The sequence below is a fragment of the Paenibacillus oralis genome, assembly GCF_003863965.1.
Taxonomy (GTDB): Bacteria; Bacillota; Bacilli; order Paenibacillales; family Paenibacillaceae; genus Fontibacillus; species Fontibacillus oralis.
In genome coordinates this window covers 1,576,689-1,598,861 of sequence record NZ_RRCN01000001.1, presented here as the reverse complement: position 1 = coordinate 1,598,861, position 22,173 = coordinate 1,576,689, and the positions used below count along the sequence as shown (strand labels likewise).

Here is a 22,173-nt window from a genome sequence, read left to right as displayed (position 1 = left end):
CTCTCGCTTGCGTGAGGCAATACTCTACTATTACCCGGTTTACTCCGGAGTTCCTTGCGTTACCCCATGGACATAAGTTTGCCAAGGGGTATCCAATGCTCCTTGCCCGGGGTTATAGGTAAAGAAGTACTCGACGGTATCCCCTTGTTTCAGGTTATTGACCGCGTAGGTATAGTTGCCGTTCCCCGCCCCGGTCATGGCTACGTTTAGCTGTACGCCGTTATTGACCTTGTAGTGCAAATCGGCAAAGGTTGCGCCGTTTACATAGAACACCAAGTTATCGCCTGTTTTCTTCAAGCCCTTCACCTCATCGCCGATGACGATCGTGGAGGGGGGCGTCGGTTCTTCAGGGTTCTGCTGGCCGCCGCCGTTATCTTTGTAAACACGCACATAATCTACCTGCAACGTTGCCGGGATATCGCCGGGATTCGGAGTAATACCGCCGTCAAAGTTCCCGCCGATCGCCAGATTCATAATCAGGTAGAACGGCTGATCGAAAGGCGCGTTCGGATTGTTCGGCGCAGCTGTGGAATACCATTGATCCCGGGTAGCTTTAAAGAAGAATTTGCCGTCCACATACCATTTAATGTTGTCCTCTTCCCAGACTACGGAATATACATGAAAATCATTGGCAATGGTTTGCCCTTCCGGGAAGTGATATTCACCGGAGACATGGGTGTTCGCCGGCCATTGTCCGCCAAAGTGTATAGCGCCGCTAGACGTGCCGGGCAAACGTCCTCTCGCTTCCATAACATCAATTTCACCGGATGCGGCCCACGAGCCGTAGACATTATCTTGCGGAAGCATCCAGAATGCGGGCCAGATGCCATTCCCTGTAGGCAGCTTGGCACGAAAATCCACTCTGCCGTATTTGAGCGAAAAATGATCTTTGGTGTTAATCTTACCGGAGGAGTATTGTGCATACCGGCTTGGATCCTGCGGGAAGGATTTTGGCTCGTTCAAGGCCCGGATATTTAATTTTCCATCTTGGACAAATACATTTTGCGCGCTATTTGTATAGTGCTGCAGTTCCGCATTGCCCCAACCCCAGGTACCGGGATCGTCATTGAGAAAATAACCGAGTTCATAGTTCCATTTGCTCGTATCCAGCCCGGTTTGGTTAAATTCATCCTGCCAGATGAGCTCCATCCCCTCAATGGCCGGGTTGCTTGGCGTTCCGACAGGAATATCCTCACCATCAGGTACATCCGGACGGGGAGCGTTCGGGTTTCCAATAAAGGTATAGTAGACGAAATTATCCCCGATATTTCCGCCCGCCTGCCCATTTAATGGATAGCCGATACGGATCTGCATATCTTCCTGGATGGGCTGGAACCACAGCCCGTAGATGTGGTCGACCCAATATCCCCACTGATTGGCAGAGGACATGTTGTTGTAACCATTGGCGGAGTATGCAAATCCGCTTTGACCGGAATCCCCCAAATTTATCCATTGCCCATTGATGTTAATCTGGTACACGAAATTTCCAAGCTCATCGGCTATTGGCGCGTTTCCGTCAATTTTAGGCAGCGGCACACCGATCGCACCGCTTTCATTGGCCGTAAAGGTCGTTCCATCATAAGGAGTAATGACATATGAATTTCTTACGGGTTCATTAAAGATGATGGTATAAACAACGTTAACCAGAGAGGTTTTCGATTCTAATTTGACGTTGATCGACTCTGTGACGTTAAACCAGTAGCCGCCGCCTCCATCGGTGAAATGGCCGAAGTTTTTATCGTAGATCCAGCCGCTGGCCGCATTGTTGTCAATATCGATCCATTCGCTGCGGTTTACAGGTTTTACATATACCTTCAAGTCATCAGCCACAGCTGAAAAGGGGATCGCCGGATCATTGTTGAAAACCGGATAAGTAAAGCCGGCACCGCCCGTAACTCCCGCTGTGATCTCCGGCCCTTGAGTAGGTGTCATCGCCGTAATGGTTGTTTTGTTGATGTTTTGAAAGACCAGTGTGTAATCAAGCGTAACTCCATTCGCTTTGGAGTACAGCTGAATCTCCGTCGTTGCCGAAAGGATGAACCAATAGCCGTTAAAGCCGCTGTCGCTCCAGTGGCCCCAGTTTTGGTTGTAGACAAAGCTGCCGACACTGTCAATATCGACCCAGTTGCCGCCCACTTTCACATTGACCCCCAAGTCTTGGACAACCTCATTCCATGTGGCGGAGCCTCCATTGAATTTAGGCATCACAAATCCGTAACTGGCTTGTCCAACCCCTGATTTTGTGATGACAGGTCCGTCTGCCGCTGAAAAATAATCCATCGCGGTAATGGTGGTTCCTGCAGCTTCAGCGGCCTGAACCTGCGAAGTTGATAGCAGGCTGACGCTAGCCACCATAACTATCGCCAGGAACAAACTCAAAATTTTTTGTTTCATGAATACCCTCCCTTAATCATAGTGGTTTCTCCTATCCTATGCACAGACAGGAAAATACTAACATTATAGTACATCTTTATTCTATCGAATATGAGCATCCGATGAATAGGTGCTATTTTTTTGGTCGAGTCCCATTTTTTCGGGTTCGAACCGCCTAATTCATAGATTTATATGCCGCCCAGTGATATTGCCCGCTTCCTATGTCACCGCCGTATACATAGTGAACATTGCATTCTCGTTAATGTTGGTAAATTGGCGTCGTTAGTCAAATAAAAAAGCTAATAGGGTCAAAATATCGGCTTCGGCTTCGTTCGGTATGAACGTCATTTCATGAGGCCTCTATCGGATGGTCTGACTATTTTTAGTTCTATAGATTTAAATACAAGCTATCTGCCGAAATTTTCATATTCTGTACTAGATTAAGCAGAAGGGAGGTATCGTATATTATGGCTAGATCTAAACGTTCCATTCTTTCGCCTGCAAGCAAAGCTAAAGGAATTTCTAGAAACAAAAATAAGAACAAATCCAAAAACATTGCAGCTAACAAAGCAAAAGTCATTCAACGTACAATTGTTAAAGTAGTTGTGCCTGGTGAAGAAAGAAACATCGAGAAACACAATTGTTGGTGATTATTCCACATTAGATCAAACAGAAGGGAGTGCTGAATTGTTATGGCTAGATATAGAAAATCCATTCTTTCGCCGGCAAGCAAAGCAAAGGGGATTTCTAGAAACAAAAATAAGAACAAATCAAGAAACAAGGCTACTAACAAAGTAAAAGCGATTCAACGCACAATTGTTAAAGTAGTTTTGCCTGAACAAGAAAGAAGAAATATGTTCATGTAATTATTACTATGAATGAGCGGTAACTTTACAAAAAGCCGGATCCTATAGCAGTCCGCTATGGTGACCCGGCTTTTTTAAAACCATTAAAATACTAAAATAACTCCTTGTACGGCTGCCGGCCCTGCACCTACATTGGTAATACGCAGACGGAACGTGCCTGGAGGCACGAGTAGTTATTCAATCATGTTCTTCGTGGCCGTGTACATCTTTTCTGTGTACTCGTCGATTTCATCCCGCGACATGCGCAACCGATTCACAGAAGTACCATAGCCAATTTCCTGTTTGCCCTCTTCCAATCCTTTGAAAATTCCATCCGTAAAGGCGTCCAATGGTTCTCCTTGTACATGCAGCCCCGCTCCGCCTAGATCTGTATTTACTGCTGGAGGAGCAACTTCAATGACTTCTACAGAGGTATCGGAAAGTTGGTGTCTTAAACTCATTGTAAATGAATGCAGCGCCGCTTTGGTTGCCGAATAAATCGGAGCAATCACAAACGGGGTAAAAGCCAGCCCGGACGTCACGTTGATGATCGCCGCCGCTTCTTTTGCCGTAAAAAACGGAGCGAACAGCATAGAGAGGTGGAAAGGCGCCTCCATGTTGGTTGTGATTTCTTTGTTGAAATAACTCCAATCGTTCTTCGCATCCACTGTTAATACATTAAACCGTTGTTGAATCCCTGCATTGTTGACCAACACATTCACTTCCGGATAGTTCGCAGTCACCCAATCAAACAATGCAACGCGCTCGGATTCCATATTCAAATCACATACATGAGTAATAAGGCTAGGGAACTTTTCTTTCGCATTTTCAAGGGCATCTTCACGCCGTCCGCAAACAATAACCGTATTCCCGGCTTTAATAAAACGCTCTGCAAAAGCCAATCCTATTCCGGTACTTCCGCCTGTAATAAGTATGGTATTTCCTGAAAGTTTCATTATAGCGCCTCTTCTCTATTATTATTTTTATTGCTTTCCTGAATACGTTTTGCATAACGGGAAATTTTTACGTCAATTCCTTCTAAGGCTTTGGTCATCAACGAAATTTCAGCCAGCACCGCTTGCTTGTGATTTTTCAACATTTCCAGCCGGAGTTCGGTGGTCCGATCTCCTTCTACTACCCACGCAATATACTGCTTGATGCCGCGTATGGACATGTGCGTGTTTTTTAAATAAGTAACGATTTTAAGGAGCGTCATTTGATCTTCCGAAAATAACCGCCTGCCCGCTTCATCGCGCTCGATCAGCGGGAGCAGTCCCTTTTTTTCATAATAACGCAACGTCGATTCCGGAATATTGAACTTGGCTGAAACTTCGCTAATGGAATAATACTTCATCTGGAGACCTCCAAATTTGATCTCATTGCCGACAGGAATAGGATACGACTTAAACCATGGTTTAAGTCAACACATGATATTTTGAGATTTTATAGGTGCCCTTCAATTTCAGGCCATCGGCAACCGGCTTAACAGGCGACGCGAGGATTTAGACCACCATTGGCTTTGACGTCGAGCACAAGTCTATTTATTGTTCAGATATCGTTGTTAAACTGGTATATTAGGAGTTGGATTCTGCTTTTTTAACAATGGAGGTGGAAAATTACTTTATGCAAAAACAAGCGGTAACGGACGAACTGGTTTTCAGAGCGATGGAGAGGAATCTGGCTATTATCCGGTTTGACATCGATCGAAAGGTGACCTATGTAAACGAGGTATTCGCTGATACGATGGGATATTCAATTGACGATATACTGAAAATGCAGCATCGGGACTTCTGCTTCGACTCATTTGTTAACTCGCCGGCCTATGAGCAGTTCTGGGGGGCTTTGCTGTCCGGGCAAAGCTTTCAGGATAAGATTGAACGGAAAAATGCCCGCGGTGAAACGGTGTGGCTGGAGGCCACCTATATGCCGATATTTGATGAACAGGATTCTGAGATCATCGGCGTCTCCAAAGTCGCAACGGATATTACCAAACGCCAATTCGGCCTGTCCACTGTGGTTAAGGAGTTGGAGAAGACCTCCCAAGGCTTAAACCAGCGTGCCGAGGAGGGAATTAGCCGGAGCAGGGAACTGCTGCTCAGTGTGGACCGGATTGCTGAGTTTTCAGAGGATAACACCCTCACCCTTGAGGGGCTGCAGGAACAGGCCAAGTCGATCCAGGGGATCGTGCAGACCATCCGTGATATTGCCTCACAGACCAACCTGCTCGCTCTAAATGCAGCCATCGAGGCAGCCCACGCGGGTCCATACGGTAGAGGGTTTGATGTAGTAGCCACGGAGGTGCGTAAGCTATCGGGCGAGGTGTCGGAGTCCATCACCAAGGTGCAGAGCGCCATTAGCGGCATTACAAAGGAGATCACCGAGATTTCAGACGGTATCGGCCGCGTCCAATCTTCTATCGTGGAGAGTCAGCAACAGATACGAGTGACTATGGAAGACTTCAGCAGCATCGTTGACTCTGCCCAAAAACTAGATGAACAGGCCCGGAACGTTGCTGAAAATATATAAATATGGCATAGTCCATAGTCCCCCCCGATCAAGGGGGGGATTTACATATACCGCGCGCGTGTTGAATAAATAAGTCACTTCACGGTGTGCTGATGATACCACTCACCCGCTTCCTGCAGAACCTCGGTTCCGCCGGCCGCCATAAACTCCTTAACGAAATCGTCGAACTCCTCCAAGGGCCGGCCGCCGGTGATGAAGGAAATATAAGCTTTGTTTCTCAGCGTAATGAGCTCAGGTCCAGTTTTGACCAGGGAGGGAGTCGCCACCTCCAAGGCATTGTAGATGCCGTCCCGATCAAGGCCCAAGGTCGAAGCCCATTGCTCTCTTCGCGCGGTGGGCATCAAGGGGATCGTCATGCCCAGATTGGCGCCGATCGCATTTTGATAGCTGAACATTTGGTCATAAGGAGGCAGCACAATGACATTCTCCTTCGCGGCCCCTGCCCATGTCCAGTGCTTTCCCTTAACCCCGTATTTCATCGAAGTATCTTTTTCCGGATCAGGATTGGCGCTAACATAGTCAAGGATTTGCAGGATCGTCTCCAGCTTGCCCGGCTCTTTGGCGGCGTCCGCGCCGATCGCCGTGAAGCTCATCAGCATATCATAGGCTTTGGAGCCCCGTTTACCGCCCGGTCCGCTAAAGGGCTGACCGAACACAATCCGGGCCTGCGGATTTTTGGCGGTTAATTCCTTTGCGTTATAGGCGGCTTCGACAGGCGTCTCTTCGCCGCCCAAGTGGCCATCGTAAGTCCACGTTAAATAATCGGCGTTTTGAATCCAGTGGTAGTAGTTGCCCATCGAGGTCATGCCGACTCTTCCATTAATAAAAGCATGCGACAGGTGCTTGTAGCCCCCTTTATTCTCCCCGGTAATAAACTCCGGATCGATGATGCCATCCTGATACCATTTGCGAAGGTACTGCAAAGCTTGCTTCATTTCCGGCTCCAAAGCGCCGATGACCAGATTCCCGTCCTTTTCCCCGAAATAGATCTGGTCCGCGAAAACGATCTGCCCGAAGGCGCCGAACACCACATTCATCCCTTCGAGGGATAGACCGTAGGTATCCTTGATGCCGTTGCCGTCCGGATCCTCATTCGCGAACGCATAGATGACCCTTTCAAAGTCGGATAGCGTCTTAGGCACAGGCAGGTCCAGCTTATCGAGCCAATCCTTTCTGTAGACGACAGGGATGCGATAGATGTTCGTGGGATTAACGACAGGAATGCCGTAATATTTCCCATCGATTTTTCCATAATCCCGATAAGCAGGCGCATGTTCCCGGATGGCCTTCATAATATTAGGGGCGTACTTGTTCAGCGTGTCTTCGGGAATTTCGGCCAGGAGACCTTGCTGTTGATACTTGAGCAGGTCTTGCGGCTGCCTGATCCTAAAAAGATCAGGGATCGCGCCTTGGGCCAACTTGATGTCCAGGAGCGCTTCATATTTATTATTTTCCAGATTCCAGACGTCCAGATCCACGTGAAATTGGTCTTCAATGTACCGCACCATCTCGGCATCCTCAGGCACCGGCAGATTCTGATGCATCGTCCAGGAAATCTTGTACCGCGGGATAACGGAAGCCGCTTCTTCCTGAGCATCCTTGGCGGTTGACAGATTGTCTGGCGGTGTCCCGCAGCCGCTGACCATACCTAATGCGATCACAGCCATAAGGAGTGTAAAACGCCGTAATTCCTTCATGTTCATGCTGAGTCCTTCCTTAAATCATGATCTGCTTCCAACCGGCCGGCCGTAGCGGTTACACCTGTTTCGCCGTATTCCGCAAGTAATTCCCCGGCGTACAGCCGTACATTTCCTTAAATCTCTTAATAAAATAGGCCGCAGTTCCATAGCCGACCGTACTCGCTATTTGTTCGACCGTCATATTATTGTTCTCGATCAACACCTTGGCCCGTTCCATGCGCCGGCCGGTGATATAATCGGTGTAGGTGACTCCGAGCTCCTCTTTAAAGAGTTTGCTTAAATACTTAGGGCTGATAAACACTTTGGCGGACACCGCTTCCAGCGACAGATCCTCCGACAAATGGCGCTCGATATACAGCTTGGCCGACTCGATCGTGGAGATGGCTCTTTCGCTGTTCCGCTTTTCCGTTTGATGAATGAATGTGGTGACCGAATCCGCCAGCCAATCCCGAAAATCATCGATATTGCGAATCCCGATGTACTGATTGTACAGATCCAAATGTCCTTGAACGGGGGGGTTATAGCGGACGCTTTTCAAATAATCGGAGTAGACGAACACGATATTCGCCAGCACAAAGTGGCAATAATCGGCGGGGTACACGCCTTCCCGCATGGCAGTAACAAGCTGCTCGACAGATGTTTCGATCTCGCGAAGCTGGCGTGCCTGCAATTTTTCCCTAAACCTCATAAGTACCGATTGCGGAATTTCGTCAAGACTGTTCTCCCGCTCCAAGAGGCGCAGGTCCTTAAGAATGGAAGTCTCCGGCAGGAAATAGGCGTATTTCATTAAGGTCCGGGCCACGTTGTAGCTGATGTGGACATCGGCCATCTTCCGCACCCAAGAACCCCACGAGAGTTGAAAATCCAGATGGAACTGCCGCTTGCTCTCCGCTAACACCCAATGGGAGAACTGTTCCAATAAAGCGTCGGACGCTTCACGGGCACAAAGTATCACTGCAATCTTCTTATCCGGCAGCTCTTCGGCAATGATCCGGGTTCCCGGGAGACAAACCGCCTCCAATTGATTGATCATCTGCTGCATGACAACCTGCATATTTCCAGAGCTTAATGGGGCAAAGGCGTCCCCCGAATTCAGGAGCAGGCAGCAGTAATGATTGAATTCCCGGGAGACACCTAAGTATTGCAGCTCTTTTGCCAATGCTTCGCGGTTAAAATCGTTGTGCAGAATGTTCAATACCACATTGCGCTTAATAATCGGGCTATTGGCCTGGAGAGTCTCCTCCAGACTACTGACTTTATCGCTCAGCCTGATGAAGGCGGAGTCAATCATCCGATACTCATTTGTTGCGTGATCAGGCGTATGGCCGGTCAGGTCTTTGATCTTCAAGGCCAACCGTTTGATCGGGCTGTAGTTCATTCTGGCCAAAATCCCGGATAGCAGCGTGCCTAACAAGATGGCAACCAAACATACCCCAAGGGTCAGCTTTTGTACAACCACCGATTTTTCATAGAAAAAGCTGGAGGGCATGGCGCTGTACATCTTCCAGCCGGTGGACGGAAGGGTTTGATAGGAGACCACATAGGAGGTGCCGCCGATCTTGTCGAGAAAGCTTCCGGCACCTGCCCCGAACTCCAATACCTTGGTGATGCTGGAGTTAAACTCGTCCTGAAGCCCTGATGTACCTTCGTCTGAACCTTTGATCATGCGTCCGGACCGGTCCAAAATAAACGTACTCTCATATTGCGAAGGCATCATATTCCGAATAATCCCGTTCATCGCGCTTTCCTTCACATCGATGGCGATGATCAGGTCGCTGTTTTCGCCGGAGGACTGAAACGGATAGCTGTGCGCATAGGTGATCAAGGTATTGCCGTTGCCGCCCGGGACACGGGAGAAAATATCTTCCGGGATCCACCTTGCCGGAGTCCACAGGTCGTTTTGCTTGTACTTGCGCATCCCGTCCATCCAATCCGCCCAATATTCGGCGCCATCCCTTTGATCGGCATGGTAGTTTAGCCCGTAGCGCGATGAAAGCATGACATTCCGCTTGGGATCATACAGATGCACCGCCTGTACGATGTCCGAATGGGCGGCTGCCTCCGACTTCAACAGTTCCTGGAGATCGATTACGCTGCCTGGATGCATTTGATTGGAAGAATCGGCAAATAAACGAAGATCGGCGGTTTTGTCCAAGGACAGTTCCAGATAGACCTGCTGAACTCTTTGAAGTACCGTAGTTTCAATCGTTTGGGCTGTATTCTCAAGAATCAGCTGATTCTTGGCGCGCAACTCCTCTTTGTATTTGCTCGAGAAATAGATATAGAAGACAGAGCAGAGCAACAGGACAATGACGAGCACCATGGATACATATGAAATCGCCAGGCTGGTAAATGCTGAGTTCCATTTCTTCAAGGTTTACTCTCCTCCCCGGCGGCATTATACACCACACAATGACAAATTCATTCATGGTTTATGTTAAGCGAATGTTAAATCACCCAATTCGGCCGAAATGATCCCAAATTGATAGAATTGAGAAATTGTCATATTGAAGGCCGGCGCGGCCTGATGCTACATTAGGACCGATTCGAATCGAAAAAAATGGGATAAGGGAGCAGAGAAGTTATGAAAACAAAGCTCACAAACAAGTTATTATCGGCTGCTGTGGGTCTTGCGGTCATTTCCAATTCCTTTGTGGTTGGAAATCCTGCAATGGCCGCATCCGCCGCATCCTCTACCCGGCTGCCGGCAGCTCCGGAATGGGGGCATTTTGTGGATAGCTACAAGAACAACACTTCCGTGAATGATGCGGTCTATTCCAACCCGGCGATCGGAATACTCTCCGGGTACCTGGATCTCTGGAACCCCGGGTCTTCCTGGGATAATGGCACCAAGCTGAATGACGAGGTGCTGGACTACAACATTCAATATGTGGCCGATATTGCGGCCGCTCGTACGCCTGAAGAGGAAGATGCGGCCTATTACGATGACCGGAGAAATCAAACCTATGGGGCGGCTGATGGTCTTGGTTCACTATCCGAAGTGTACCGCTCCATGTCGGGAACGTACACCACGATTACCGATATTCCGGATGATGCCACTGCGGTAAAATATAACGACGGTAATGGTCAGAATAATGGCGGTGATGCAAATTCCCAGCTGGGCAGCATGGTGGACTTGATCGGAAAGCTGCGGGGCAATTATGCTTCAACGAACCCGGCTAAAAAATATTATAGTTATCCTCGCCCGTACCGTTGGACGGATCCTTCCATTATTGTGCCAACCTTGCTTCCGGCCAGAAGCAGTACGCCTGAAACGGATGGCGGTTTCCCAAGCGGCCATACCAACGCTTCGTATCTCGCTGCGTTGTCTCTGGCCTACGCCGTGCCTGAGCGGTTCCAGGAGCTGTTGACCCGGGCTTCGGAGATGGGAAACAACCGGATTGTAGCCGGCATGCATTCTCCTTTGGATGTCATGGGCGGACGGGTCATGGCAACGGCCTTGGCGGCAGCTACCCTGAATGACCCGGAGAATACCGCGCTTAAGCAGGCTGCTTATGATCAGGCCCATGACATTTTGTTGACACAGGCCGGTACAGCCGAAGACCGGTTCAGCGATTATGAGAAAAATAAAGCGGAATATACCAAGCGGTTGACCTACGGATTCTCGCCGATCCAGTCCACGGCGGAGCCTATGGTTGTTCCTAAAGGGGCCGAGGTATTGCTGGAAACCCGCCTGCCTTATTTGAGCGCTGAGCAGCGCCGTACGGTTCTGGCTACGACCGGCCTACCGTCCGGCTATCCGCTGCTGGATGATCCGGAAGGTTGGGGGCGCTTGAATCTGTTTGCCGCCGCAGACGGATATGGCGCTTTTGACGGTGATGAAATGGTGACGATGGATGCCGGCAAGGGCGGTTTCCATGCAGCGGATCAATGGCGGAACGACATTTCCGGCACAGGCAAGCTGACGAAGGAAGGAACCGGCACTTTAAAGCTGCTGGGCAATAATACGTATTCCGGCGGCACCCGGATCAACGACGGCACGCTTGAAGGCGGTTCGGCAACGGCATTTGGCAGTGGCGATGTGGTGAATACCGCTGGTTCCGTTGTAGAGAGTGTATATGGAAAAATGACCATCGGCGGGAATTTCGCACAATCTGCAGACGGTACCCTTGTGCTTAACCTTACCGGCGCCGATGACGTGCTTGAAATCAAAGGCACGGTTCAAACGGATGGGAAGTTGCGCGTAAATTTTGCAAATAACTATGTGCCTGGCAGCGGCACCATCTCCCTGATAACCCATGGTGCGAGTCAGCGGAGCGGAGAATTTGCTTCCGTTGAGGTTGCAGGGTTGCCAAGCAAGTATAGCGCCCAAGTTATCTATCAAAACCAGCGGATTGCGCTGTCGATTACGGATAAGACGAGTGGCGGCAACTCGAGTTCGGGTAGCAAAAATTCCTCCAAGGGCGGGACGGTAAGCAACAATACGGACTCCGCGGACACGTCGGAACAGCAGGCCCCGGGCGCTCAAAAGCCGGATGCCAAGCCGGAACAGCCAACCACGGAAGATCAGGCTGCCACAGTGAATCCGTTCCAAGCGAATGCGGTTAGCCGGGAAACGGTTCTGAAGACGGTCAGCGACGCTATCGCCGCAACGAAAAATGCGAACAAAACGTTCAGCGATACGAATGGTCATTGGGGCGGAAACTCCGTTGCCAAAGCCATGAAGCTGCGGATTGTCACTGGGTATGAGGATGGTACATTCCGTCCGGATGCACCAGTAACAAGAGCGGAATTTGCCGCCATGATTGCCCGTGCCTTCGGGCTGGCCACAAGCCCTGCTTCCCCTGGATTTAAGGATACGGGCTCGCATTGGGCTGCTGGCTACATCGGCGCATTGGCGGAAAAAGGGATTGTGACCGGCTACGCCGACGGCAGCTTTAAGCCGAATGCCACCATTTCCCGCGCCGAGATGGTGACGATCATCGCGCGTGTTATGAATCTTAGCGCACTGTCAACAGGCGCACAGTCCAGCTTTACGGATGTGATCGGCTCGCATTGGGCTGCGGAAGCGATTAAGCAGGCCTCGTCGGCCAAGCTGGTGCAAGGAGTATCCGCCTCTTCCTTTGCACCTGATAGTAAAGCTACCCGCGTTGAAGCGGTAACGCTCATGATCCGCTCTTTGGAGAGCGATAGCGCCCTCAAGGAGTTAATCGAAGGCTTGTAATAGCGAAGAGAGAGCGTGAACATAAAACGTGAGGCTCTATTTACGGGGTTAATGGCAGGCCCTTCTGCGACCAATGCAGAGGGGCCTTTTCCTTGCTTTAAATTGGCTCAATCTAGAAATCGATGCTTGACAGACGTTGGCAGACAGCTGCTGGTACGGCGAACCGTCGGCCTCCAAAATAGCGGAAGTTTATGTTCTTATGATCCGAAACCAGGCATGTTCATCCCCATTAGCGGCATTTTTTGTACTTATTTTCCTAAGATTGGTCCAGAACGCGGGCATATCCTTGTGATTCGAGAAAATAGAGACATAAATTTCCTCAATTTCTCCAAATTGACGGATATCGCTGGAATAACGACTTTTTTTGCCCTTATGTTATTCACTGGAGCTTTTCGGGCAACTGGTTTTTTCAGGTAGCCGTAAGCATCGATGGAGGGAAGCGGCAGAAGGATCCCCTCCGTCCTCTACCCATGTAAACTGTGCGCTTTAATTTCTTTCAGCCTTTCGCATTCCTCCGCTACATCCCCAAGCTCCGAGTCGGATAACGCCATCCGCTCCGCTTCTTGGACAAAAGCATTTGCTATAGTCCATTCATCCATGGAAAAGGCGATATCGGCCCGTAATACGTACGCTCTATACCGAAGCGTTGCCGATGCCTCCTCCGCTATTGAAAGAACACAATCCAGCACTTTGGCTGCCGCCGCCGGTTCGTCTTTGGCGTACATCAGCCGGTATGAGGTTTCAAACGCACTGGAAAATTTGGAGGTTTCCTTCGTTATTAATTTTGTGACGGTATGTTTCGTACCTATCAACAAGCGGTTGCCGGCAGGATCGATGAGGTGGAATCTGCGGTCTTCCGTCAGGTCGCTTGGCTTGGAAATTCTGGGAAACCCCTTAGCAGGGATTTTCCCGTATGCTGTTTTCAAATTCTCGCTGAATTCTTTGTACACGGCATCCACGTCAGGCACGTGAACATAACACATGCTATAAGATTTCGCCGGATCCAATGGCCTCAGCACAAAGAAATGCAGTTCCACGATGCGGTGACGGACGCAAGCGTATAGGTTTGGTTTGGCTTGACGATAGGTTACTTCAAAGCCTGCCGCTTGATAGAAATCCAGTTGTTCGTCAATGGATTTGCTGGGAAAAATGGGGATCGCGGTTCCAAAGCTTTTTGTGGACAAGTGATCAACCTCCTCGTTCATAGGGCTTCTTAACCCACTTACCCCTCTATCGTACAACATTCGTGCAAATGCTAAGGTTTCACCGCATAGACCCGCATATGCCAATCCGCGAAACCAATAAATACTTCATGTACTTTAATGTTTTTGTTAGAGGTTAATGGCATACCGGAGTTGAACGACGCCGCCGCCGAGGGGCTTGCAGTCCAGCAATTCCACCTGCTTGTATCGGTACTGATCTTTATCGATTACAAGATTTAACCCTTTACCTTCCAACACAGGCGCCACATTGAAGATCACCTCGTCTACCAGCCCTTGGCCCAGAAACGCATTGTGGATGTCCGCGCCGCCGCTGATGAAAGCGGTTTGATGGCCTTTTTGCTGTAAGTAATTCAAGGCCTCCTCAGGCGATCCCACAACGATCACTCCCGGGATTTCCGGGGCGCTTTTTGAAATCACGACGATATCGAGATCAGCAAAGGGCCCTCCGCCACCACCGTTTCCAGCCATACTTTCGAAAGTCCGGCGTCCAACGATGAAATTTCCCGCAGCTTTGGCGTGTGCCGCGAAGTCGGCTAGAGCTTCCTTTTTCGGCGGGTTTTCAGGACCCGATTGCGCATAATTGCCGTTAGCGGTTAACGTTGCCCATAGAATAGTTTTCATAGTAATGTTCCTCCTCAGGATTTGTGTCTGCCTTCGATTCACATCGTAATGGATCTATGGTACATTTGAAAAGTAGTTACATTTAAGTGCAATAGTTTCAAAAAATGAACTATGGAGTGATAGTCATGATGGATGAATCCTGTCCAGGCACCGTTGAGCCTATTTTGGAGATTTTGGATAGCAAATGGATGCTTCTTCTTTTGTTTGAGCTGTTTAATGGAACCCGCCGGTTTGGGGAATTACGCCGTAAGCTGCAGCCGATTAGTCCGAAAACGTTGACAGATCGCCTGCGGCTGTTAGAGGAGAAGGGAATCGTTACACGGACGATTTTCCCCGGCGTACCGCTGCATGTCGAATATGAACTCACCGAGGCTGGGCAAGGTCTGCAGCCGATTTTTGCGGCCATGTGGACGTGGACTCAGGAGTATGGGGGATATCTGCGAAATTAATCCTGTTTACAGACCGCATTTAGTACTGTATAGTAGCAATATGAAAAACGATAAATTGAGCCTTTCGAACAAAGATATTGTCCTGCAGACCGCAGCGGCTCTATTTCTGACCAAAGGGTATCTAATGACAAGCATGGACGAAATCGTTGCCCTCAGCAAAGTTTCCAAAACGAATATTTATTACCACTACAAAAGTAAGGAGGAGCTTCTGCTTGCGATTATCGACCAATTGGTCTCGCACTATGAACAACGAATAACCCGCGTCTTGGCGCAAGACATGTCCATTCCTGCCAAATTGGAGCGATTATTTCAAATCCTCACGGAGGATCATGAACAAGACGATTGTGTTGGAGGATGTCCATTTCTTACCCTTTATACTCAGACTTCCAATTCCTCTTTGGAAGCGAGAGCCAAAATAAGAACATTCTTCGATAAACAATTACAAGTTGTGGAGAAGCTGCTGGAAGAAGGAATTGCGAAAAAAGAACTGAGCCAGGATCTGCCCGTCCGGCAGACGGCAGCTTTGATCGTCACCTCGATCGAAGGAGCTTTATTCCTAACGAAGGTTTCCGACAACCCGATGTTAGTACAGAATCTGTTCCAATCGTTAACTTCGGTGCTTAAGTAATTTATTACTTAAGTCATTTTTTTAACCCAATTAGTACTGATTAGTACTATAACATTGATGGAGCAGAAAGGAAGATGATTGTTTTGAAAATATTTCTGACTGGCGGTACTGGTTATCTTGGTCGCCATATCCTTGCCGAGTTAATTGCTGGGCAGCACGACGTTTTTGTACTCGTACGCAGTGTTGACCGTTTCCATCATACGCTCCGCCGGTTGCGATTGCCTGAAACGCAGTACGCCAATACCGTAATCGGAGACTTGACACAATCGCGGTTAGGCCTTGCCCCAAACGATTATGAACAAGTGCTTGAATCGGATATCATCATTCATGCGGGCGGTCCCATGGACATTGAGTTAAGTCAGGCTGGAGCCGAGCGAGTATTCCTTCATCCTGCGGTTGAATTGGCTGCCATTGCGGAACAAATACATGCGAAAAAAGGATTGAAACAGTTCATTCATATTGTCGGCTACATGAGCCCATACAACGAGGAGAACGCTTTGAACAATCTGGATGCCGTTCTTGAGGGGGCCCCTCCGTATGAGAAGATGAAATTTCAAGCGGACTCCTATATACGAAAAGCCCTGCATCCGCTAGGCATTCCGCTGTCTACGGTTAATCCCAGTGTTGTCATCGGCCACTCGTTCTCGGGAGTCACGGAACAGATTGGCGGTCTTAGCATATTGGTGGATTCCGTCAGAAGGAAGCTTATGCCGCTCGTTCCGGGAGGCAAGGACTACTGGTTGCCAATGGTGCATATCGATCATGTCGCATCGTTTATTGCGGGCTTAGTTCAAACTAAGGAGGTTGCAAGCAATACGTATTACTTGTTGGATTCCAAGCGGGATAGTCCGCCGATCCGTTCATTGCTCGGGACGATTGCGGCGGAAATGGGGGTGTCGCCGCCTTTCGGCACGATTCCGCTTGCACTATTGAAGACGATTTTGGGGCTCGGCATAGGGAAGCTATTGGGAGTTCCCAAAGAATCGATGAATTTTCTCGTGAAATCGGATTTTCCGGTTAGCACGAAGCTTGAACTTGAGCGCAAATACGGGGAACAGACATCCGTTGTCCCTGCTACGTTGCCCTATGTCATTGCCGATCTCGATTATCAACTGAGTCACCCCTCAACCGAGACGTTCGAAGGGTTTATACAACGCAGAAGCTCCAAATTGATTTCGCTTGAAAAAGAGAATCCCGGCACACCGGTCATTTTCCTGCACGGTACATTCAGCGGGGCGGATAGCTTTGTTCCGGTTGCGAAACAATTGCATGATGTAAATACGTGGCTGGTTGACCTTCCCGGATTTGGACGTACACCGCGTCACCATAACCTCTCTCTGATGGACGGATACGTGGAGACCGTGATGGAAATGATTCAAGAACTTAACCGCCCCGTCATTTTGATTGGTCATTCGTTCGGCGGACTTATCGCTGCTAAGGTCATGGAAAAAATGGAGCATCGGATTCGGCAAGTTCTGCTCTTACAGCCCGTACTGCATCCCATTCATGGTAAATATAAGTATGCAGGGGCCACAAAGCCGATCTTGAAGCTTATGCCACGCTCCGCATTCAGAAAAACGCTGCTGAAAGCCAGTGACTTTATCGCGGAAAGCGAACAACTAGACGACTACGTGGACTACGTTTTGCGTGATCTACAGTCGCCGCGCATTCGTTCAACAAACGCAAGTGTCATGTCATCGCTGACCCAAGACCGGTCTATCCAGCTAAATCCTGAATCATGGAACGCAAATAAAGTACGAATCCTTTGGGGAGACCGGGATGTTGCCCATCATATACCGGAACGATTCAAGCACTTGAGCACAACCCGCATCCCTTACGGTCATCAATACCCCTTGGAAGCCCCTGATTTGGTTGCTGAGTGGATCCGCAAAAATTTGGAACCTTAGTGCCTGACACATGCCGTTTCCATGTTGCCTTTCGGCAAAAAAATTAGCCGGCCGTCAAAGTATTGCTCGTTTCTTATAATGTATGACCCGGCTTAAAACGTTTCTCTAGACCCACTCGGAATCCGTTTGCTATTCTTTTTAGGTATTCATTATTCGGATGTTTGAGCCAAGAGTGGGGGAACACAGTGAACGACTTGAGATACAGCAATTTGCAGCTTGGAGAAAAAGGTGCCGTCATCAGCATTATCGCCTATATTTGCTTATCGGCGTTAAAGCTGTGTATTGGATACGCGGCGGATTCGGAGGCTTTAAAAGCGGACGGCTTAAACAATGCCACGGATATTGTCGCTTCCATCGCGGTGCTGATCGGTTTGCGGGTGGCCCGGCGTCCCGCCGACAGCGACCATGCTTACGGGCATTGGAAGGCGGAGACCATCGCTTCCATGGTCGCTTCATTCATCATGATGGCGGTGGGGCTGCAGGTTTTATATGGGGCAATCTCGTCCATTTTTGCGGGAAAAAGCGAATCACCCGATCCGATAGCTGCGTGGACGGGCGTTTTCTGCGCGGCGGTCATGTACGTGGTTTACAGATACAACAAGAAACTGGCCCTTAAAATAAACAGCCAGGCGGTGATGGCGGCCGCCCGGGACAATATTTCCGATGCCTGGGTCAGCATAGGGACGGCGATAGGAATCATCGGGGCAGGGTTCGGCCTCCCCTGGCTTGATCCCGTAACCGCCGTTATCGTGGGCGCGCTGATCTGCAAAACCGCCTGGGACATTTTTAGCGAGACGACGCATCATCTGACGGACGGATTTGACGAAGCTTTAATCGAGTCCTACAAAGAGACGGTATCGAATGTCGAAGGGGTGCAGGAAGTCAAGGACTTGCGGGCGAGGCACTACGGCAACAACATCGTTGTCGATACGGTGATCCTGGTTGACTCCGAGCTTGATATTCACCAAGCCCACGATATTTCAACCCATGTGGAAGAACATTTATGCCGGACCTATGATGTTTATGCGGTACACGTTCATGTGGAGCCTTTGTTTGCCGCTCCGTAAAGCGGATGGCGCCGGAACGGACCAAGGACACCCTTCGGGGTGTCCTTAATTTATTTTAGTCGTTTAAAAAGAGGCGCATCTTCATAAAAATATATAAGTTCCATTTGTTAAAGGAGAGAGATTCCATGAACAAAGCACAATTTTTAACCCCTGTTGTCACCGCTTTTGATGCTGAAGATCACTTGGATCGGCAGGCCAACCAAAATATTTATGATTTTCTAATTGACGGCGGAGTAGACGGTTTGGTCGTGATGGGCAGTACCGGCGAGTTTTTCGCCATGCAGGACGCCCAAAAGAAAGAATTAATCGACCTTGCGGTGGGCCACGTGAATCATCGGAAGAAAGTGTATATCGGGACCGCATGTATGACCGTTGAGGATACGATTCAACTCTCCAACTACGCCTTGGATGCCGGCGCGAACGGGGTCATGATTGTCAGTCCGTATTATTTTGCGCTTTCGGACGAAAGCATCGAATATTATTACGATCAAGTCGCAGAGGCGGTGAAGGGCGATATTTATTTGTACAATTTCCCCGCCAGAACGGTCCATGACTTGTCTCCGGAAGTAACGCTTTATCTTTTGAGAAAACATAAAAACATTAAAGGTTATAAAGATACGGTCACGGAAATGGCGCATACGCGAAAATTAATTCAAACGGTACAGAATGAGTTCCCTGACTTTATGATTTATTCCGGATTTGAAGAGAACTTTGCCCACAATGTGCTTAGCGGCGGAAATGGATGCATCGGAGGGCTGTCCAACTTATATCCGGAAGTATTCGCCGAGTGGGTGAATGCCGTCAACGCAAATGACCTTCACAAAATCGCTGCGATTCAGAAAATTGTTGATAAGATGATGGAGCTTTACGATATCGGCACCCCATTTATCCCCATTATGAAAAAAGCGATGATGCTTAGAGGTGTCCAATTACAGGGGTTTTGCCATAAACCGTTAGTCCAGCCCGATCCCAAACAAACGGATTCCATTCAAGCTCTTTTAAAAGAAATCGATGCATTGATTGCTTCCTCCATTGAATAATTCATCGCCTCCGATGGAATGCTATGGCACAAAATGCTATCGCTTCATGCGGGAGGTTATATGAAACGTGAAACCATTAAGAATGTTGGCTGCTTGTCTGCTTGTAGTGACCCTGTGCCAAGGATGTGCACAGAACCAGGAAAAAGGCAACAACCGTCCAGAGGCTAAAACCCAAAAGATATCACAGGCACGTTTAACGCAACAGAATCAACAGCCTAACCGCACGCCTGAACTCCAAGGCGGCCCGGAGGGCCGTGTCCGTATGCCTCACCCGATGTCGCTTGCCGATCTGCACGCTAAGTATCCCACCTACTACGTGCTGAACGGGCCCCGGAGTAAACGGCAGGTTGCACTTACGTTCGATGATGCGCCGGACGCCGTGTTTACGCCGCAAGTGCTGGATGCGCTAAAGCAGGCTGGGGTAAAGGCCACCTTTTTTGTCATCGGCAACCGGGTCGAGGCCCATCCCGACATCATGGCCAGGATCGTTAGAGAAGGGCACGAGGTCGGAAACCATTCATACAGTCATCCGAACTTGCCGAAGCTTACCGATCCCAAGTTCCGGAGCGAGGTAACCCGGACGGACGAGATCATCCGCAATTACACCGGTTCCGTGCCTGCCCTATTTCGGCCGCCCTACGGCAATACGGATGAGAATCAGATTCTCTGGCTTGCGAGCAAAGATAAAAGGATTGTCGGATGGAACGTCGATTCACTGGACTGGAAAGGGCTTAACGGGGATCAGGTGTGCATCAATGTGCTCGGCCATATCCTACCGGGCTCGATTATTCTGCAGCATGCTGCCGGTGGACAAGGCGAGGATTTGGGCGGTACGATCGCTGCGATCCCCCGGATCGTAAAATCTCTAAGAAATGACGGCGTCGAGTTTGTTCCGGTTGGCGTCCTGCTGGACCTGAAGAAGGATACGGAAGAAAATATCCGGGCCGGGTCAAATCAGTAACACGGCCTCGCCAAAGCCAAAAGCCAAAGCCCCCTCTCACAAGGGGGCTTTAAGTTTTTTAAGTTAAAGCGGCCTTTAAATCGTTGTCATAATACAGTCCCAGATGATAAGCTCGCATCAGGAGATTTTCGAAAATTTCCGGCCTTGAATCCATGGTGTCATACAGGATCTCAACCTTGCTGTTAGAGATTCCGCAGTATTCGGCAATGGCGGTGTTTAGAAGGTGGGAGAGCATTTTATCGTACTGTCTCTTCTCAAAGTCTTCTTGCGGAGCTCCTCCCAGACCGAGCCATAACACTCGTTGATGATGCAATTTATTGGAGCCGTACGCAAAACCATTGTTCCAAACCCGGTCGATATATCCTTTCAGCATAGCCGGCAAATTGTACCACCATATCGGGAAAATAAAGGCGAGCGCATCGTGATTGTTCATTCGTTCCATCTCAGCCTGCACTTCTGGTGAATAGATCTTGCGATCGGATGACCAATCGGGTTCGTCCGCTTCCCACATGACGGGATTAAAGCCGCTGCGGTGCAGATCCAGCATCTCTGTTTCATGCCCCGCATCAGTGAGCCCCTGTATGAATCTGTCTGCGACAGCAAAGGTTAAGGAATTCACCCTGGGGTGCGATACAACGGTCAAAATTTTCATAAACGCCACCTTCCATGTTTGAAATTTTACTTCGAAATAAGCTACGATGAAATTATCTAACAGGCAGTAAAAAATAGGAAGTACTTACTTTAATGTGATATAATCACTCGGAAGTGATATAGTCACTTAAAAGTAACTGTTCATCCTGATGGGCGAGAGGATGGTTATCCCATGGAAAAGCAGACAACAAGGACTTATAACATCCCTGCGGAAGCGACGCTGGAGGTCATAGGCGGGAAGTGGAAGTTATTGATTTTATGCCATTTGAACTGCGGACCCGGCCCCATGAGAACGAGCGAATTAAAAAAGGCGATTCCCGAGATTACGCAAAAAATGTTAATTCAGCAGCTTCGGGAGCTGGAGGAAGACGGCATCATCACGAGAACGGTATATAATCAGGTGCCGCCGAAGGTGGTCTATGAAATGAGTGAACTTGGATTGTCGTTGACATCCATATTGGACCAATTGGACGAGTGGGGCGAGCAATATATTCATCAACGGGAATGGAAGCCCTCCTGCTCCGGATGAGGGTAAAATTTCGTGCCCAAGTAAAGGGCCCCTCGCAAAAGGGGCCTTTGAGCTTATTAAAAAGGAATTCGTCTAGGTAGTGAACAAAATCGACGTCACCGCCGATACGCAGATTGCAATTCCCGTCATTCTGGATTTAGTGGAGCGTACGGTCATCTGGACGGATTTATCGTTAACAAGACATCCTTATTACTACAGACAATGTCGAGGGAAATCAAAAAGGAATGGTCTTAATGGGCAAAGCCATGACCGCCTTACGAAAGCCGGCCCTGCGTGACTTATTTACGCTCCATGCCGAGGCTCGCGGAGAACTGGTGAATGATCCGCAGAAAGCCGATACGATTTTTTCAGTGGACAAAGGGGTTACCCCATTCGATATCGAAGAAATTATGGCTGAATATTTGGTTTGAGTTTAGGTAAATGTGAATCTTGTGGTTATAGGAGAGCGGCTTAGTGCTGCTCTTTTCG

At 49.1% G+C, this 22,173-nt stretch carries 19 protein-coding genes and 1 pseudogene; 12 read left to right on the top strand and 8 right to left on the bottom strand.

Annotation, left to right across the window (positions count from 1 at the left end; genetic code table 11):
- Positions 1 to 39: 39 nt before the first annotated feature.
- Positions 40 to 2,394, bottom strand: a complete 2,355-nt coding sequence (locus EHV15_RS07525; protein WP_128630690.1) for a glycoside hydrolase family 16 protein — start codon at positions 2,392 to 2,394, stop codon at positions 40 to 42.
- A gap of 446 nt (positions 2,395 to 2,840) precedes the next feature.
- Here EHV15_RS07525 and EHV15_RS07520 point away from each other — a divergent pair, with 446 nt between their 5' ends.
- A complete protein-coding gene (locus EHV15_RS07520; RefSeq protein ID WP_128630689.1) occupies positions 2,841 to 3,023 on the top strand; it encodes a hypothetical protein in 183 nt (60 codons plus the stop codon).
- Between the two features lie 42 nt (positions 3,024 to 3,065).
- Positions 3,066 to 3,239 carry a hypothetical protein gene (locus EHV15_RS36380; RefSeq protein WP_178075790.1) on the top strand — a complete coding sequence of 58 codons (174 nt, stop codon included), beginning with the start codon at positions 3,066 to 3,068 and terminating at the stop codon, positions 3,237 to 3,239.
- A 173-nt stretch (positions 3,240 to 3,412) separates the two neighbouring features.
- Here the strand turns inward: EHV15_RS36380 and EHV15_RS07515 are convergent, their stop codons facing one another.
- On the bottom strand, positions 3,413 to 4,174 hold the full coding sequence (locus EHV15_RS07515; RefSeq protein ID WP_128630688.1) for an SDR family oxidoreductase: 762 nt from the start codon (positions 4,172 to 4,174) through the stop codon (positions 3,413 to 3,415).
- Positions 4,174 to 4,572 carry a MerR family transcriptional regulator gene (locus EHV15_RS07510; RefSeq protein WP_128630687.1) on the bottom strand — a complete coding sequence of 133 codons (399 nt, stop codon included), beginning with the start codon at positions 4,570 to 4,572 and terminating at the stop codon, positions 4,174 to 4,176. The genes EHV15_RS07515 and EHV15_RS07510 overlap by 1 nt, the downstream gene beginning before the upstream one ends.
- A 269-nt stretch (positions 4,573 to 4,841) precedes the next feature.
- Between EHV15_RS07510 and EHV15_RS07505 the strand changes: the two genes are divergently transcribed.
- Positions 4,842 to 5,744 (top strand): methyl-accepting chemotaxis protein, encoded by a 903-nt coding sequence (locus EHV15_RS07505; protein ID WP_128630686.1) that lies wholly within the window; start codon positions 4,842 to 4,844, stop codon positions 5,742 to 5,744.
- A gap of 74 nt (positions 5,745 to 5,818) precedes the next feature.
- Here the strand turns inward: EHV15_RS07505 and EHV15_RS07500 are convergent, their stop codons facing one another.
- The gene (locus tag EHV15_RS07500) at positions 5,819 to 7,447 is read right to left on the bottom strand and encodes an extracellular solute-binding protein (RefSeq protein WP_128630685.1); all 1,629 of its coding nucleotides are present in this window, start codon (positions 7,445 to 7,447) and stop codon (positions 5,819 to 5,821) included.
- Positions 7,448 to 7,499: 52 nt separating this feature from the next.
- Positions 7,500 to 9,818 (bottom strand): AraC family transcriptional regulator, encoded by a 2,319-nt coding sequence (locus EHV15_RS07495; protein WP_128630684.1) that lies wholly within the window; start codon positions 9,816 to 9,818, stop codon positions 7,500 to 7,502.
- A 210-nt stretch (positions 9,819 to 10,028) separates the two neighbouring features.
- Here EHV15_RS07495 and EHV15_RS37860 point away from each other — a divergent pair, with 210 nt between their 5' ends.
- Positions 10,029 to 12,629 (top strand): S-layer homology domain-containing protein, encoded by a 2,601-nt coding sequence (locus tag EHV15_RS37860; RefSeq protein WP_128630683.1) that lies wholly within the window; start codon positions 10,029 to 10,031, stop codon positions 12,627 to 12,629.
- Positions 12,630 to 13,093: 464 nt separating this feature from the next.
- On the opposite strand, the gene EHV15_RS07485 is transcribed toward EHV15_RS37860, so the two are convergent.
- A complete protein-coding gene (locus tag EHV15_RS07485) occupies positions 13,094 to 13,813 on the bottom strand; it encodes a bleomycin resistance protein (protein WP_128630682.1) in 720 nt (239 codons plus the stop codon).
- 147 nt (positions 13,814 to 13,960) lie between these two features.
- Positions 13,961 to 14,473, bottom strand: coding sequence for a dihydrofolate reductase family protein (locus tag EHV15_RS07480; protein WP_128630681.1), 513 nt, complete (start codon positions 14,471 to 14,473; stop codon positions 13,961 to 13,963).
- A gap of 125 nt (positions 14,474 to 14,598) precedes the next feature.
- On the opposite strand from EHV15_RS07480, the gene EHV15_RS07475 reads away from it, so the two are divergent.
- From EHV15_RS07475 to EHV15_RS07450, 6 genes are all read left to right on the top strand, one after another.
- Positions 14,599 to 14,922 carry a winged helix-turn-helix transcriptional regulator gene (locus EHV15_RS07475; RefSeq protein WP_128630680.1) on the top strand — a complete coding sequence of 108 codons (324 nt, stop codon included), beginning with the start codon at positions 14,599 to 14,601 and terminating at the stop codon, positions 14,920 to 14,922.
- 40 nt (positions 14,923 to 14,962) lie between these two features.
- A complete protein-coding gene (locus EHV15_RS07470) occupies positions 14,963 to 15,550 on the top strand; it encodes a TetR/AcrR family transcriptional regulator (RefSeq protein ID WP_128630679.1) in 588 nt (195 codons plus the stop codon).
- A 74-nt stretch (positions 15,551 to 15,624) separates the two neighbouring features.
- Positions 15,625 to 17,457, top strand: coding sequence for an alpha/beta fold hydrolase (locus tag EHV15_RS07465; RefSeq protein WP_246061393.1), 1,833 nt, complete (start codon positions 15,625 to 15,627; stop codon positions 17,455 to 17,457).
- Between the two features lie 185 nt (positions 17,458 to 17,642).
- On the top strand, positions 17,643 to 18,524 hold the full coding sequence (locus EHV15_RS07460; RefSeq protein WP_128630678.1) for a cation diffusion facilitator family transporter: 882 nt from the start codon (positions 17,643 to 17,645) through the stop codon (positions 18,522 to 18,524).
- A gap of 125 nt (positions 18,525 to 18,649) precedes the next feature.
- Entirely contained in the window at positions 18,650 to 19,564 is a 915-nt protein-coding gene (locus tag EHV15_RS07455) for a dihydrodipicolinate synthase family protein (RefSeq protein WP_128630677.1), read from the top strand.
- A 262-nt stretch (positions 19,565 to 19,826) separates the two neighbouring features.
- Positions 19,827 to 20,525 (top strand): polysaccharide deacetylase family protein, encoded by a 699-nt coding sequence (locus EHV15_RS07450; RefSeq protein ID WP_342773959.1) that lies wholly within the window; start codon positions 19,827 to 19,829, stop codon positions 20,523 to 20,525.
- 58 nt (positions 20,526 to 20,583) lie between these two features.
- Here the strand turns inward: EHV15_RS07450 and EHV15_RS07445 are convergent, their stop codons facing one another.
- On the bottom strand, positions 20,584 to 21,177 hold the full coding sequence (locus EHV15_RS07445; RefSeq protein ID WP_128630676.1) for an NAD(P)H oxidoreductase: 594 nt from the start codon (positions 21,175 to 21,177) through the stop codon (positions 20,584 to 20,586).
- A gap of 171 nt (positions 21,178 to 21,348) precedes the next feature.
- On the opposite strand from EHV15_RS07445, the gene EHV15_RS07440 reads away from it, so the two are divergent.
- Together EHV15_RS07440 and EHV15_RS07435 are read left to right on the top strand one after the other, a co-directional pair.
- Positions 21,349 to 21,705 (top strand): winged helix-turn-helix transcriptional regulator, encoded by a 357-nt coding sequence (locus tag EHV15_RS07440; RefSeq protein WP_128630675.1) that lies wholly within the window; start codon positions 21,349 to 21,351, stop codon positions 21,703 to 21,705.
- Positions 21,706 to 21,781: 76 nt separating this feature from the next.
- Positions 21,782 to 22,115 (top strand): annotated as a pseudogene (locus tag EHV15_RS07435) (cytoplasmic protein); the annotation flags it as partial.
- Positions 22,116 to 22,173 lie beyond the last annotated feature (58 nt).